The 13795-nt window shown below is 67.2% G+C and carries 15 protein-coding genes and 2 pseudogenes; 7 read left to right on the top strand and 10 right to left on the bottom strand.

Annotated features, from left to right (window positions below; translation table 11 throughout):
- The 8 genes and pseudogenes from ENN83_RS07940 to ENN83_RS07905 all read right to left on the bottom strand — a co-directional run.
- A partial coding sequence (locus tag ENN83_RS07940; RefSeq protein ID WP_287185784.1) for an ATP-binding cassette domain-containing protein occupies positions 1-133 on the bottom strand: 133 nt, incomplete at its 3' end.
- A 68-nt stretch (positions 134-201) separates the two neighbouring features.
- Entirely contained in the window at positions 202-378 is a 177-nt protein-coding gene (locus ENN83_RS07935; protein WP_287185780.1) for a hypothetical protein, read from the bottom strand.
- A gap of 91 nt (positions 379-469) precedes the next feature.
- The gene (gene phnD, locus ENN83_RS07930; RefSeq protein WP_287185779.1) at positions 470-1417 is read right to left on the bottom strand and encodes a phosphate/phosphite/phosphonate ABC transporter substrate-binding protein; all 948 of its coding nucleotides are present in this window, start codon (positions 1415-1417) and stop codon (positions 470-472) included.
- A 112-nt stretch (positions 1418-1529) separates the two neighbouring features.
- A pseudogene (locus tag ENN83_RS07925) lies at positions 1530-2108 on the bottom strand (c-type cytochrome).
- Positions 2108-3201: pseudogene (locus ENN83_RS07920) on the bottom strand (PQQ-dependent sugar dehydrogenase). Before ENN83_RS07920 ends, ENN83_RS07925 begins: the two co-directional pseudogenes overlap by 1 nt.
- A 414-nt stretch (positions 3202-3615) precedes the next feature.
- Positions 3616-5187, bottom strand: a complete 1572-nt coding sequence (locus tag ENN83_RS07915) for a hypothetical protein (protein ID WP_287185768.1) — start codon at positions 5185-5187, stop codon at positions 3616-3618.
- Between the two features lie 44 nt (positions 5188-5231).
- A complete protein-coding gene (locus ENN83_RS07910; RefSeq protein ID WP_414707634.1) occupies positions 5232-5948 on the bottom strand; it encodes a winged helix-turn-helix domain-containing protein in 717 nt (238 codons plus the stop codon).
- Positions 5949-5954: 6 nt separating this feature from the next.
- Positions 5955-6248, bottom strand: a complete 294-nt coding sequence (locus ENN83_RS07905; RefSeq protein ID WP_287185766.1) for a hypothetical protein — start codon at positions 6246-6248, stop codon at positions 5955-5957.
- A gap of 198 nt (positions 6249-6446) precedes the next feature.
- On the opposite strand from ENN83_RS07905, the gene ENN83_RS07900 reads away from it, so the two are divergent.
- From ENN83_RS07900 to ENN83_RS07885, 4 genes are all read left to right on the top strand, one after another.
- Positions 6447-6893: a hypothetical protein gene (locus tag ENN83_RS07900; protein WP_287185765.1), complete on the top strand. Its 447-nt coding sequence runs from the start codon at positions 6447-6449 to the stop codon at positions 6891-6893.
- Between the two features lie 118 nt (positions 6894-7011).
- A complete protein-coding gene (locus ENN83_RS07895) occupies positions 7012-7662 on the top strand; it encodes a ribonuclease HII (protein ID WP_287185763.1) in 651 nt (216 codons plus the stop codon).
- A 98-nt stretch (positions 7663-7760) separates the two neighbouring features.
- Positions 7761-8864, top strand: a complete 1104-nt coding sequence (locus ENN83_RS07890; RefSeq protein ID WP_287185761.1) for a site-specific DNA-methyltransferase — start codon at positions 7761-7763, stop codon at positions 8862-8864.
- Positions 8865-9021: 157 nt separating this feature from the next.
- Positions 9022-9660, top strand: coding sequence for an NAD(P)-dependent oxidoreductase (locus ENN83_RS07885; RefSeq protein ID WP_287185760.1), 639 nt, complete (start codon positions 9022-9024; stop codon positions 9658-9660).
- Between the two features lie 15 nt (positions 9661-9675).
- Here ENN83_RS07885 and ENN83_RS07880 read toward each other — a convergent pair whose 3' ends face one another.
- Both ENN83_RS07880 and mutY read right to left on the bottom strand, forming a co-directional pair.
- Positions 9676-10353 (bottom strand): fatty acid desaturase, encoded by a 678-nt coding sequence (locus tag ENN83_RS07880; protein WP_287185758.1) that lies wholly within the window; start codon positions 10351-10353, stop codon positions 9676-9678.
- Between the two features lie 65 nt (positions 10354-10418).
- A complete protein-coding gene (gene mutY / locus ENN83_RS07875) occupies positions 10419-11480 on the bottom strand; it encodes an A/G-specific adenine glycosylase (protein ID WP_287185756.1) in 1062 nt (353 codons plus the stop codon).
- A gap of 84 nt (positions 11481-11564) precedes the next feature.
- On the opposite strand from mutY, the gene ENN83_RS07870 reads away from it, so the two are divergent.
- The 3 genes from ENN83_RS07870 to ENN83_RS07860 form a co-directional block, all read left to right on the top strand.
- Positions 11565-12083 (top strand): DUF721 domain-containing protein, encoded by a 519-nt coding sequence (locus ENN83_RS07870; RefSeq protein WP_287185754.1) that lies wholly within the window; start codon positions 11565-11567, stop codon positions 12081-12083.
- Between the two features lie 13 nt (positions 12084-12096).
- Positions 12097-12759 (top strand): DsbA family protein, encoded by a 663-nt coding sequence (locus tag ENN83_RS07865; protein ID WP_287185752.1) that lies wholly within the window; start codon positions 12097-12099, stop codon positions 12757-12759.
- 3 nt (positions 12760-12762) lie between these two features.
- On the top strand, positions 12763-13795 hold a 1033-nt coding region (locus tag ENN83_RS07860), incomplete at its 3' end, for a CaiB/BaiF CoA transferase family protein (protein ID WP_287185750.1).

Here is a 13795-nt window from a genome sequence, read left to right as displayed (position 1 = left end):
TCAGCGTGGACTTGCCCGCGCCCGACGGCCCGATCAGCCCCACGACCTGCCCCTTTGGCACGGTAAAGCTGACATCGGTCAGCGCCTTGTCGCCGGTCTTGTAGACCTTGGTCAGCTTGTCGATGGTCAGCATGGGGCCTCCGTTCGGGACAGGGAAAACGGCAGGCGAGGGACGCCTGCCATGCGCATGTTAACAACGGTTCAGTTACAGGTGCGATTGATGCCGGTCGCGGCATCGATCTCGCGCAGCACCGACCGGTGTTCCTGAAAGGTGATGGGCATGAACTCATCCATGTCGAAGAGAGCGCAAGCAGCCCCGTGCGCCACACCGGCATGCATGGCCGGCGCTGCCACCGAAGTCACGCAGGTCTTCATCATGGCCGCTCTCCCTGACCGGGCGGGCGGGAATGTCCCGCCGGCACGACGCCTCGGCCGGGACGCACAGCCCCGGTCCGTGACATTCCTGCTGTCAGTTACAGGTGTATTGCACGCCCATGGCGGCATCAATCTCGCGGATCACCGACCAGTTGTCCTTGAAGGTGATCGGGATGAACTGCGCCTCGCCCGAGCGCTCGAACTCGGCCTGCAGCGTTGTGCCTTCCCAATCGAAGCTGAAGAACGCCTCGCGCACCTTTTCCTGAAGGTCGGGATGCAGGTTGTAGACCGTGCCGTAGCCGGTGGTGGGGAAGGTGTCGGACTGGTAGATCACGACCAGTTGATCCTCGGTAATCACACCACGGTCGAGCATCCGCGTCTTCACCGAGTTGGCAATGGCGGCGGCATCGTAATCCTTGTTCGCGACGCCAAGGATCGAGTTGTCATGCGCGCCCGAGAAGGCCGGGGTGAAATCGGCGCCGGCTTCCATGCCATATTGCGCCGCCAGCAGCGCCGAAGGAGCCTTGAACCCCGAGTTGGAGGTCTCGGAGGTGAAGGCCATGGTGCGGCCCTTGATGTCCTCGACCTTCTCGATGCCCGAACCGGGATAGGTGATGAACTCCATCTCGTAGCCGAAGCTGCCATCGGCGGCGGCCATCATGGCAAAGGGACGGAAACCCGCACAGGCCACCGCCAGCGGGTTCGAGCCGGTGTTGAAGCCCGCCACATGCAGACGGCCCGCGCGCATAGCCTCGATCTGGGCGGCGTTCGACTGGACCGGGAAGAACTGTACCGGCTTGCCGGTCACGGCCTCCATATGGGTCAGGAAATCCGACCACGCTTCGGCATAGACGGACGGGTCCTCGACCGGCGTGTAGGCGAAGATCAGGACCGAGGGGTCAATCCACTCGGCGGCATCCTCGGGGATGTCGGCGATCAGGTCGCCATCGGCATCGGAGAAGCGCGCATCAAGCTGGAAGGCGGCGGCGGGCAGCGCCAGCACGGCGGACAGGGCGACGGTCGAGAAGAGACGTGCGATCATTGGACAAGACCTCGGAATTGGAAGCGACCGCCCGGCGGGTAGTCTGGCCATGTGAAGATCCCCTGACGGTTCTGTTAACTTTTTATGACAGACGCCACCCGATTCGTCCGGGCTATTCGATCGGGGCGATGTCAAGCTGGATGAGCGCATACCAGTCCGCCGCGGCCCGGATTTCCTCGTCGGTCATCTCTGCGGCGATTTCCGACATGATCGCGTGACGGCGCTTGCCGCTGCGGAACGCCTTGAGCTGGGTGTCGGTATAGATGTTGACCTCGCCCGCAAGGTTCGGCGCATTCAGCGCGACCGAGATGCCATCGACCCCGTGACAGGACACGCAGGCAACCGGCGCATCGGCGGCGCTGACGCCTTCGGGCAGGGTTGCCGTGGCGACATGCGCGGCATACCAGGCCGCCACGTCGGAAATCTGCTGCGCCGACAGGCTCGTGGACACGACCGACATGATCTCGTGCTCCCGCGCGCCGGTCTTGAAGGCCATCAGCTGGGCCTCGATATAGTCCTTCGGCTCGCCGCCGATATGGGGCGCGATCGGGACCTGCGCATAGCCGTCCAGCCCATGACAGGTCCGGCACATGTTCGCGACCTGCCGTCCGGCCTACGGATCCTCGGCCAGGACAGGGCCGCCCCCGGCGAGCGCAAGCCCGCCGAGGACGAAAAGCACCGAAAGCCGCATTACTCGGCCGGTGCCGGGTTGCAGGCGATGCGCCAGATCGCGCCCGCGAAGTCGTCGGAGACCAGCATCGAACCATCGGGCGGGAAGACGATGTCCATCGGACGTCCGCGGTATTCGCCCGTCTCATCGTTCAGCCAGCCATCGGCAAAGACCTCGGTCCCGGCGGCGTTGCCGTCTTCGTCCAGCGTGGTGAACATCACCCGGGCGCCGACCGGCGTGGTGCGGTTCCACGACCCGTGCTGCGCCGAGAAGATGCCGCCGCGATACTTCTCGGGGAAGGAATTGCCCCGGTAGAAGCTCATGCCCGGATCCGCGGCGTGAGCCGGTTCAACTCGCCCGGCGGGATGTCGTCGCCCATCCCGTCGACCTGGTTGTCGGTGAACCACAGATCGCCATTCGCCGGGTCGAAGTCATGGCCGACCGAATTGCGGATGCCGCGGGTATAGACCTCGCGGCCCGATCCGTCGGTATTGATCCGGATGATGCCGCCGATGCCGATCTGGTCATACATCTCGTGCTTGTCGACCGGCTGCACGTTGTAGGGCTGGCCGAGCGAGATATAAAGCTTGCCATCCGGCCCCACGCGGCAGACCCGGGCGGTGTGGTTGAAGCTTTCCTCCTCGGGCGGGACCAGTTCGCCCTGCGCCACCACGACGCCCACGGCCGGGTCCGGACCCTCGAAGAAGAACTCCGCCGCCGGGAAGACGAGAACGCGGTTGCGTTCCGCGATGTACAGAAACCCGTCGCGCGAGAAGCACGGCCCGTTGGGGATGTCGAAGGTGATCGAGGGGGCGAAATCCATGACCTGATCGGCCACGCGGTCACGGTCGCGGTCGACCACCGACCAGACCTTGTCCCTGCGCGTGCCGACGAAGACGACCGTTCCCTGCGGCGCCACCGCCATCGAGCGGGCATCGGGCACGACCGCGTAAAGGCCGATCTCGAAGCCCTCGGGCACGTTGATATGCGGAACAATGGCGTTAAGCGCCGCGGCCCTGTCTCCTTCCTGGTCGACGAAGGTAAAGGTCGCATCCGTGCGCTGCATGTTCGTCAGCCTGTCCATGTTGTCCTGCGCCGCAAGCGGCAATGCCATCACGGTGCCGAGCAACAGCCCGGCCAACACGCGTTTCCTGAGCATTCGTTTCCTCCCTGTATCGGCGAATCCCGTGCGACGGGAACCCTCATGTCGCTCCTCCTGCGACATCCTATCCTTTGGACCCGGCTTGAGTTTCTTGTCAATTATTTTATTTTAAACAATGACTTGGATAGATTGCAGGAACAACAAGACAGTCGCCGGAAGGCTTGCCCCCGGACGAAACGGCGATGCGCCGTCCTCCACCGCACGACACCCCGACACGAGCCTCCCTCGTTCCGCCCCTGTCAGCGGGCCAGCCTCGTGCAGTATCTCCGAAAACGGCTCTCCCGCCTTCGCCTCCTTTGGGCCGACAGGTTGGATCAATGCGGCATTGTCCGTGGTAGTAGCTTGCTACTGCATCCGCGCGCGGCATCACTCCGCGAAGTTCAGCGCGGGCCTGTCGGCCTCCGAGCGGTCGATCCGGTAGCGCGGCCCACCTGCCGGGCGCAGATCGTCAAACGCGACGAACCGCTCGCGCCCATCGGCCCAACGCCGGATCCAGCCCAGTTGTGGTCCGTCGAGGTCATGGCGCGCCTCGTCCGACCATGGCGCGGTCCAGAACAGCACGGGATCGAAGCCGACGCCGCGCCCGGCTGCGTCATAGTCGATGGACAGAAGCCTGGGCTCGCCGCCGGGACCGGGCGGGCCATAGCTGCGTCGCTGATGCGCGGGAAAGGCGACGGTGACGAAGCCGGGCGCGCTGTCCTGTGCGCCGTTATGGGCAAAGACGCCGATATCCACGCGCGCATGGCGGCGGCTGTCATACTCGTCGCCGCCGCCGGGCGCGGGCAGCGTCCAGGGATCGTGCCAGTCGATGACGATCCGCGCGCGCCGCCCCTCGGGGTCGAGCGGTTCGATCCGCACCCGCCCGGGATCGCCCGCCAGAAGCCGCCAGTCGAAGCGCAGCGGGCGGCCGTTCGGATCCGCGGTCTCCTCGGCGCTGAGGATCATCTCGCGCTGCCAGTCGAAATCCCGCCAGATCCGGGCAATCGCCGATGGCGTGTCGAACAGCCGCTCATCCAGCCCCGCCAGCCCCGCCTCCTGCCGGAATCCCTCGTCGATCACGCGCAGCCGGACCATCGGCGGGATCTCGTCCGCCCGCATCCCGGCGGCCTGGGCCACCATCCGTCCGATCCGGATCTGGCCGGGTTCGAAGGCGGCGGGATGGGCGCGGCCCGACAGGTACTCCTCACGACCGCCGACCGTGGCGAGGTTGCGGCGCAGGATCATCTGGACCGCGGGCGCCACAAGCCCGTGATCACGCAACGCGGCCATCGTGTCGGCGGGAAAGGCGGCCAGCGTCATCGCGATGGCGATCAGGAACCGCCGGTCTGATCCGGACGAGCCCTGGCTGGTGATCGTGTAGGGCCAGTTCGCGGGAAACAGGTCCTCCGCATCATGGTCGCGATGCTCGGGATAGATGTAGATCGCGTTGCGCTGGTAAAGCTCCGCGGCAAGCTGCGGCCCCATCGGTCGGGTCATGGCAAGGCGCACAAGGCTGCGCGGGGCCGGTCCGGCGGTCACCGCTGTCGAGGAATTGCCCAGCACGATCGCGGGCAGATGAATCTGGCCCGCCAGACCGTAATCGCGCCCCGCCTCGACCAGTTCGGGCGCATAGACCAGCCGCGCGAGGCGCGGGAACAGGTCCGCGTCCAGCGGCGCATGGCCCCGGTCGCGGTTGTCGTAAAGGATGCCCGCAAAGCCGTTGATCCCGCCCTGCCCCGCCAGATGGCGCAGCAACCGCGCGCCGTCCTCTGTATTGCGCTCGCCGACGATGGGCCGGCTCCGGTCCTCGGCGGGCGGCACCAAACCGGGGGCGGCCCAGAGCCCCGGCGCGATCTCGACCAGATCGGCGCTGGACAGGGTCACCTCTCCGGCAGCCGCCGCCAGCGGAAGCAGCAGCGCCACAAGGGCAAGGCGAAGAAACCGGAGAAGGTCGCGCATGGCCCGATCCTGACCCGGCGCGTCGCTTTCGTCCAGCGCAGGCTTCAGGTCATGCGGATCACGTCCTTGTCGATGGCCAGCATGTAGCCCCGTCGGGCGACGTTCTTGATAAGGAGTTCGCTGACCATCTGGTTGCCCAGCGCATCGCGCAGCCGCTTGATCCGGGTGGCGCCGGCGGCCTCGTCGCAATCCTCGGCACGGCGGCCCGAGATCGTCGCCTCGATCTCGGCGCCCGACAGCATGTCGTCATCCATCCGCGCCTCGGCCAGCACCGACAGCGTCTCGATCGCGGCGGGCGTCAGCTTGAAGGCCATGCCGTTCAGAATCACCGTATTCTCGGCCCGGTTGACGGTCAGCGACGAGACGCGGATCCCCGCTCGCTCGATCTCGGACATCCGCCGGTTCAGGGTGATGATGGTCAGCAGGAACACCAGCGCCGCGATCAGCAGCGCGGTGGAAAAGACCAGCAGCACGAAGATCACCACCCGGTAGGAGGTCAGCACATCCGCGAATGCGGTACCCGACTGGGCGAGGATCTCCAGCAACTTGATCTCGGCGCCCGAGGTCAGGTCGTCATTCTCGACGAAGATGCGCTCGACCCGGATGTTGAAAGCGTCGGCATCGGGCAGGCTGAAGAACAGAACCCCCGCCGCGATCAGCAGGATCGCGACGATGGCAACCATGCCCGCAACGACCAGCCGCCCGGCCTGAAGCGGGCGGGCGGGCGCCTCGGCGTCGCTATCCGCAGGGGCGCGCACCATGTGGCCTCAGAAGCGCAGGAAGAACTGCCCGGCGCTTGCCTTGCGCTCGGCCAGCCCGTCCGCGCCGAAGATCGACATCACGTTCAGCAATTGCCAGCCGTTGCGCCCGATCCGGCGGTCGATCTCGCGCGCGGCATCGCCCCGGCTGCCGCAGGCCGAGGCGGGCAGTTCGATCACGCCGTAATGCAGCCGCAGCGGGTGGTCCTGCTTGGCCTTGTAATCGGCATAGCACTGGGCCGAGGCGGCCCCCGCCATAAAGGTTGCCGCCAGCGCGGCCAGAATGAGGTGATGCGTTTTCATGCGGCCGAGCATGGGCCAGCGCGCCGCGCTATTCAATATCACCCATGGCGCAAGGGGCTTCGCGCCAGCGGTTATCCGATAACAGGGGGGCGTTATTGCCTGTCAGCGCGCCCCGGCCGGATGGTCGACCCATCGCAAGGCCGGACGGATCGCGTTCCCGCCGACTCGCCCCGGCGCCAACAGGAAAGGACCTCGACCATGCCCCGCTTCTTTCTCGCCCCGCTTCTGGCCGCCGCCGTCGCGCTGACCCCGATTGCCGCCGCGCCCGCCCGCGCCGCCGACGATCTGGCCAAGATCCTTCTGGGCGCCGCGGCGGTCTACGTCATCGTCGACAAGCTGGAGAGCAACCGCCGCGCCGTGAACCGGGTCGAGAAGAACCGGGTCGAAAAGAACGGGGCCGCAGGCTGGCAGTCCCCGCGCGGCTACAACCGCTACCGGGCGATCCCCGCAAGCTGCGTGCGCACGATCAACACCCGCCGCGGGTCCGAGCGCGTCGTCACCGAACGCTGCCTGCGCAACGAAGGCATCCGCCGCCTGCCCGAACGCTGCGAGATCCCGGTGCGCGGCAACCGTGGCAACGTCGATGCCTACAGGCTGAGCTGCCTGCAGGATGCCGGTTACCGGGTCGAGGGCCGGCGCCGCTGAAGCGACGGTTCGAGCAGGGCGCGGGGGGTTGAGGCCCCGCGCCGGGGGGCGGAGGGACGAGCAGCCTCCGCCCCCTTTTCGTGTTGCGGCCGGGCGCGAAGGGCGCTTGTGTCATCCCATGACCCGCGCCACGCCCCGACCGCCCCCCGATTTCTCGCTGGAAACCGATGCCCTTGCCCGAGGCGCCCGCATCGTCGTGGGCGTGGACGAGGTCGGGCGCGGCCCGCTGGCAGGCCCCGTCACGGCGGCGGCGGTGCGGCTGGACCCGGCCGCGATCCCGCCCGGGCTGGACGATTCCAAGCGGCTGACTCCCGCCCGCCGCGCCGCGCTTGCAAGGGCACTGATGGACTGCGCCGAGGTCAGCATCGCCCATGCCAGCGTTGCCGAGATCGACGCACTGAACATCCTGCGCGCCAGCCATCTGGCGATGTGCCGCGCCATCGCCGGGCTGCCCGCGCCGCCGGATCTGGCGCTGGTTGACGGCAACCTCCTGCCCGTCGACCTGCCCTGCCCGGGCCTAGCCATCGTCAAGGGCGATGCGCGCAGCCTGTCGATCGCGGCCGCCTCGATCATGGCGAAAGAGGCACGCGACAGGATCATGGTGGAGCTTGCGCAACACTTCCCCGGTTATGGCTGGGACAGGAACGCAGGCTATCCGACCAGGGCGCATGTCCAGGCGCTCCGAGATATTGGGGTCAGCCCACACCATAGGCGTTCGTTCGCGCCAGTGCACAATATATTGTATCAAGAAAATTCCGTAAGTAGCTGATTCAAAAAGGATTTGACGGCGAATTGGGTTTGAATCAAAGTCACCGCCAAGCGGCGACGCCCGCAACAAGGGCGCGCCAAAAGAGGCAGTGACACGAGATGACCAAGGTGAAAGAGGCGGGGACGCTCCCGCTCAACACAATTCTTGCGGGCGATTGCATCGAGGCGATGAACGGCCTGCCCGAGGCCAGCATCGACCTGATCTTTGCCGACCCGCCCTATAACCTGCAATTGCGGGGCGATCTGCGTCGGCCCGACAATTCCCGCGTCGATGCGGTCAACGATCACTGGGACCAGTTCGACAGCTTCGCCGCCTATGACCGCTTCACCCGCGACTGGCTGGCCGCCGCGCGCCGCCTGCTCAAGCCCAATGGCGCGATCTGGGTGATCGGCAGCTATCACAACATCTTCCGACTGGGCGCCGAGTTGCAGAACCAGGGCTTCTGGCTGTTGAACGACGTGGTCTGGCGCAAGTCGAACCCGATGCCGAATTTCAAGGGCAAGCGGCTGACCAACGCCCACGAGACGCTGATCTGGGCGTCGAAATCCGAGGGCGCGAAATACACCTTCAACTACGAGGCGCTGAAATCGCTGAACGAGGGCGTGCAGATGCGCAGCGACTGGGTGCTGCCGATCTGCACCGGGCATGAACGGCTGAAGGACGCCAATGGCGACAAGGCGCATCCCACGCAGAAGCCCGAGGCGCTTCTGCATCGCGTGCTGCTGGCCACGACCAATCCCGGCGATGTGGTGCTGGACCCGTTCTTCGGCACCGGCACCACGGGGGCCGTTGCCAAGATGCTGGGCCGCGACTTCATCGGGATCGAGCGCGAGGAAAGCTATCGCAAGGTGGCCCAGGCGCGGCTGGCACGCGTGCGCAAATATGACCGCGAGGCGCTGATCGTCTCGACATCGCGCCGGGCCGAGCCGCGGGTGGCCTTCGGCGTGCTGGTCGAACGCGGGATGCTGCGCCCGGGCGAGGTGCTGGTCTCGCCCCGCGGCAAGACCGCCAAGGTGCGCGCCGACGGCACGCTGGTCGGCCCGGACGTGACCGGCTCTATCCACCAGGTCGGCGCGGCCTTCGAGGGCGCCCCCTCGTGCAATGGCTGGACCTACTGGCACTACCGCCGCGAGGGCCAGATGGTGCCCATCGACGTCCTGCGCCAGCAGATCCGCGCCGAGATGGCCGAGCGGCCGAACTAGACCCCATCGCTTACCGCCTGTGCCTGCGGCCTTCGGGCCGCTGTGCACAACCTTGCCCCGCCATTCCCGTGGCGGGGCTTTTTTTAGTCCGGACCGGGCCGGGGGTCTCGGAATCGGCACGGCACGCCCTAATCTCTCAACCAAAAGGAGGTGTCACATGCGACTTCTTGTGATCGGAGCAAGCAAGGGTATCGGGCTCGAGACCGTGCGCTACGCCCTGCAACGCGGACATGACGTGCGCGCCTTTGCGCGCAGCGCGGACCGGATCGGGATCGAGGATGACCGGCTGGAAAAGCTGACCGGCGACGCGCTGAACCCCGAGGACGTGGCGGCCGCGCTGAAGGGCGTGGATGCGGTGATCGTGGCGCTGGGCATTCCCAAGACGCTGGCCGGGATCGCCGAACGCACCACGTTGTTTTCCGACGCGACGCGGGTTCTGCTGCCCGCGATGGCGGCGGCGGGGGTGCGGCGGCTTCTGGTCGTCACCGGCTTCGGTGCGGGCGACAGCAAGGACAGGATCAGCACGGTGGAGAAGATCCCGTTCAAGACGCTGCTCGGCCGGGCGTATGCCGACAAGGACGTGCAGGAGGAGATGATCCGCGCCTCGGATCTGGACTGGACCATCGCGCGGCCGGGCATCCTGATGAACCGCCCGCCCAGCCACGCCTACGAGGTGCTTGTCGAGCCCGAGACATGGCGCAACGGCCTGATCTCGCGCGGGGATGTCGCGCATTTCCTGGTCCATGCGGCCGAGGACGGCAGCCATGTCCACCAGGCGCCCGTCCTGATCCGCTAGACCCCGCTCGCCGCGTCAGTTGCAGCGCGCCATAGCGCCAGAACGGGTTCGATCTGTGCCAGACCCCGGCCGGCCCGCGCGCGCAAGCATCAGCCGTTCCGCGCGCCAGGCGGACGGCAGACCGGTCGCCAACACCCAAAGGAAATAGCGGAAGAACCCCTCGTTATAGCGCGCGGTCACGCTGTCGCGGAGCGTGCCGACATGGGGGTGGTGGACCAGCAGATGCCCGGTCCGGAAATGGCTGTAAAGCACGGTCGACAGCAGCAGATCGCCCAGCCAGCGTTCCAGACGGGTGCGCTGGTGCAGCAATTCATGCGAATGGACGATCCCCACCGTGCCCGAGATCACCCCCACCCCTAAGAACAGCGCGATGGTTTCAAACGGCGACAGATGATCGCTGCGGCTGACCCACCAGAGCATCCCGAAGATCGCGACGAACTGAAGCGGGAACCAGATCAGCGTGATCAGCCGATGCCAGAACAGGGCCTGTTCGGGCGTGTCAGGGTCCGGATTCGTCTCGTTCCGCCCCAGGATCGCGTCCAGCAGCGTGACCGAAACCCAGCCGTAAAGCGGCAGCAAGGCCAGCGCCCAGCCGCCGGAGGCCGCGCCCGGGATCGCCATCGGGATCATGCCCGGCGACATCCAGAACGGCAGGGCGGATTGCAGGGAGAAGGGGGGGGCCGTGTCGCTCATCGTGATCTTCCCATGATTGCGCGCGCCCGTTCCATCGCATCCATAGCGCGACGCCGCGGACCGGCTCAATCGCCACCGACGCTGCCGCGGGCAAGGTCGAACGCCTTGCGCATCACGGTCGGCAGGTCCGAGGGACGGAAATCGTGCCGCGCGACGAAAGCGCCGCGCCGGGGCGCGCAGTCTGCGGGCAGGTCGGCCACGCGCAGCGCAAGGCGCAGGTGGAAATGGGTGAAGGTGTGGCGCACCTCGGCCCCCGGATCGCGCCAATCGGCATCGGCCGGGGGGGCGCAAACAGGATCTGTTTCGGCCCAATCCGTGCCAGGCCAGCCCAGCATGCCGCCCAGAAGCCCGCTTTCCGGGCGGCGCTCCAGCAACCACGCGCCATCGGTCCGGCGGCCGATATAGGCAATGCCAAGCCGCGTAGGCTTCGGCGGCTTCGCCAGTTTGCGCGGCAGATCGGCCGCGATACCCTGCGCCCGCGCCGCACAGGGCGCGCGCAGCGGGCAGATGCCGCAGGCAGGCCGCTTGGGCGTGCAGATCGTCGCACCCAGATCCATCACCGCCTGGGCATGATCGCCGGGGCGCCGCGTCGGCGTCAGCCGGGCCGCCAGCGCCGTCAGTTCGGGCTTGGCGGTCGGCAGGGGCGTCTGCACCGCGAACAGCCGCGCCATGACCCGTTCCACATTGCCGTCCACCACCGTCTCGGCCCGGTCAAAGGCGATCGCGGCGATCGCGGCGGCGGTGTAGGGGCCGATACCGGGCAGGGCCAAGAGCCCCTCGCGGCTGTCGGGAAAGCGCCCGCCATGGTCCCGCGCCACGGCCCGCGCGCATTTCAGCAGGTTGCGCGCCCTCGCGTAGTATCCCAGCCCCGCCCATTCCCCCATGACCGCCGCATCCTCGGCTGCGGCCAGCGCCCCGACATCGGGCCAGCGCGCGGTGAAGCGGTGGAAATAGTCGCGCACGGCGGCCACGGTGGTCTGTTGCAGCATCACCTCGGACAGCCAGACCGCATAGGGGTCAGGCTGCACCCCCGCCGCCCGCACCGCGGGCCCCACCCGCCAGGGCAGGTCACGGGCATGCATGTCGTACCAGTCCAGCAAGGCCCGGCCAAGTTCCGCGTCACGCAATCTTTATGCCCCCGCCCCGGTCATTTGTCTGGCTGCCCGCCCTCCTGCCGCTTAAGCTGGGCGCAGGCAAGGGAAAGGATAGGCATGGCCAGGCCGGGCGACAGTCACAGCCGACGCAAGCGGGGGTTCGAGCCCGCGGCGACGCTGCTGGCCAAGCGCATCCGCAGCGCGGGCGAGAAACGCGGATTTGCCGTGTCGCGCGTGCTGACCCATTGGGCCGAGATCGTGGGCGAGGACACCGCCCGCATCGCCCGTCCGGTCGAGGTGAAATATGGCCGCGAAGGCTTCGGGGCGACGCTGACTGTATTGACGACCGGGGCCGTCGCGCCGCTGCTTGAGATGCAGAAGGATGCGATCCGCGAGAAGGTGAACGCCTGCTACGGCTACAACGCCATAGCGCGGATCCGGCTGACCCAGACCGCGCCCACGGGCTTTGCCGAAGGCCAGGCCCGGTTCGCGCCCGCCCCGAAACCAGCCCCCGCCCGGCCCGATCCGGCCATCGCGTCAGAAGCCGCCGCCCTGTCCGGCGACGTGCATGACGAGGGGTTGCGCGCAGCCCTTGCGGCACTTGGCCAAAACGTCCTATCCCGCCCGAAACGCTAGGGAGTCCCGTTCCATGATCCGCATCCTTTCGCTCTCGCTCGGCCTTGTGGCGCTGGCCGCCCTGGGCGGGCTGTGGCTGACCTCGGCGCCGAGCCAGGCGCCGGGCCTGTCGCTGACTCCGGTTCCGGCCGCCCATGCCGAGACGGCGCCGCAGATCGAGTCCTTCACGCTGGGCGATCCCGATGCGCCGATCAAGCTCGAGGAATTCGCCTCGTTCACCTGCGGGCATTGCGGCACTTTCCATGACGAGGTGTTCAAGCAGCTCAAGGCGGACTACATCGACACCGGCAAGGTGCATTTCACCTATCGCGAGGTCTACTGGGACCCCTACGCGATCTGGGCAGGGCTTCTGGCGCGGTGCGGGGGCGAGATGCGGTTCTTCGGGATCGTGTCCACGATCTACCAGAAGCAAAGCGACTGGATCGACCCCAAGGATCCCTCGAAAACCGCCGAGAGCCTGCGCCAGATCGGGCGGACCGCCGGGCTGGAGAATGACCAGATAGAGACCTGCCTGAGCGATGCGGCGCTGGCAACCGCGCTGCGCGACCATTCGGCCGAGACAACCGACAAGGCCGGGGTCAACGCGACGCCGTCGATCATGATCGACGGGCAGCTCTACAAGAACATGCGCTATCGTGACCTGAAGAAGATCCTCGACGACAAACTGGCAGGATAACCCATGGCGGCGCCGCTTGCCGGTCTGCGGGTCATAGAACTGGCCCGCATCCTGGCCGGTCCCTGGGCCGGTCAGATCCTGGCCGATATGGGCGCCGAGGTCATCAAGGTGGAATCGCCCGAGGGCGACGATACCCGCCGCTGGGGGCCGCCTTTCGTCGAACGCGAGGGCGACCGCTCGGCTGCCTATTTCCACGCCTGCAACCGGGGCAAGCGATCTGTCGCCTGCGATTTCCGCACGCCCGAGGGGCAGGCGCTGGTGCGCGATCTGGCCGCCGGGGCGGATGTGGTGATCGAGAACTTCAAGGTCGGCGGCCTTGCGAAATACGGGCTGGATTACCAGTCCCTGTCGCGGCTCGATCCGCGTCTGATCTACTGCTCGATCACCGGCTTCGGGCAGGACGGGCCCTATGCCCACCGGCCGGGCTATGATGCGATCATTCAGGGCATGTCGGGGCTGATGTCGATCACCGGCACGCCGGACGGCCAGCCACAGAAGGTGGGCGTGGCGGTGGCCGACATCTTCACCGGCGTCTATGCGGCAACCGCGATCCTGGCCGCGATCCACCAGCGGCAGGCGACGGGGCGCGGCCAGCAGATCGACATGGCGCTGCTTGATGTCGCCACGGCGATCACCGCGAACCAGGCGATGAACTACCTGACCACCGGGCAGGCGCCGCAGCGGCAGGGCAATGCCCATCCCAACCTCGCGCCCTACCAGGTCTTCGACTGCGCCGACGGGCATATCATCATCGCGGTCGGCAATGACGGGCAATTCGCGCGGCTTTGCGCGCTGCTGGGTCTGCCCGGTCTGGCGACCGACCCGCGCTTTTCCAGCAATGCCGACCGCGTGACCAATCGCGAGGCGCTGGCCGCAGGACTGACCGCGGCGACCCGCGGCTTTGCCAGGGACGATCTTCTGGCCGCCTGCGAGGGCGAAGGCGTGCCCGCCGGGCCGATCAACGACATGGCCCAGGTTTTCGCCGATCCGCAGATCCTTCACCGCGGGCTGGTGGCCCCGCGCGACGGGGTGCCCG

Origin of the sequence: Rhodovulum sp. (genome assembly GCF_011048875.1) — a bacterium.
Taxonomy (GTDB): Bacteria; Pseudomonadota; Alphaproteobacteria; order Rhodobacterales; family Rhodobacteraceae; genus Rhodovulum; species Rhodovulum tesquicola.
The sequence above is the reverse complement of the archived record's forward strand: the minus strand, read 5'-3'. Positions and strand labels throughout refer to the sequence as shown.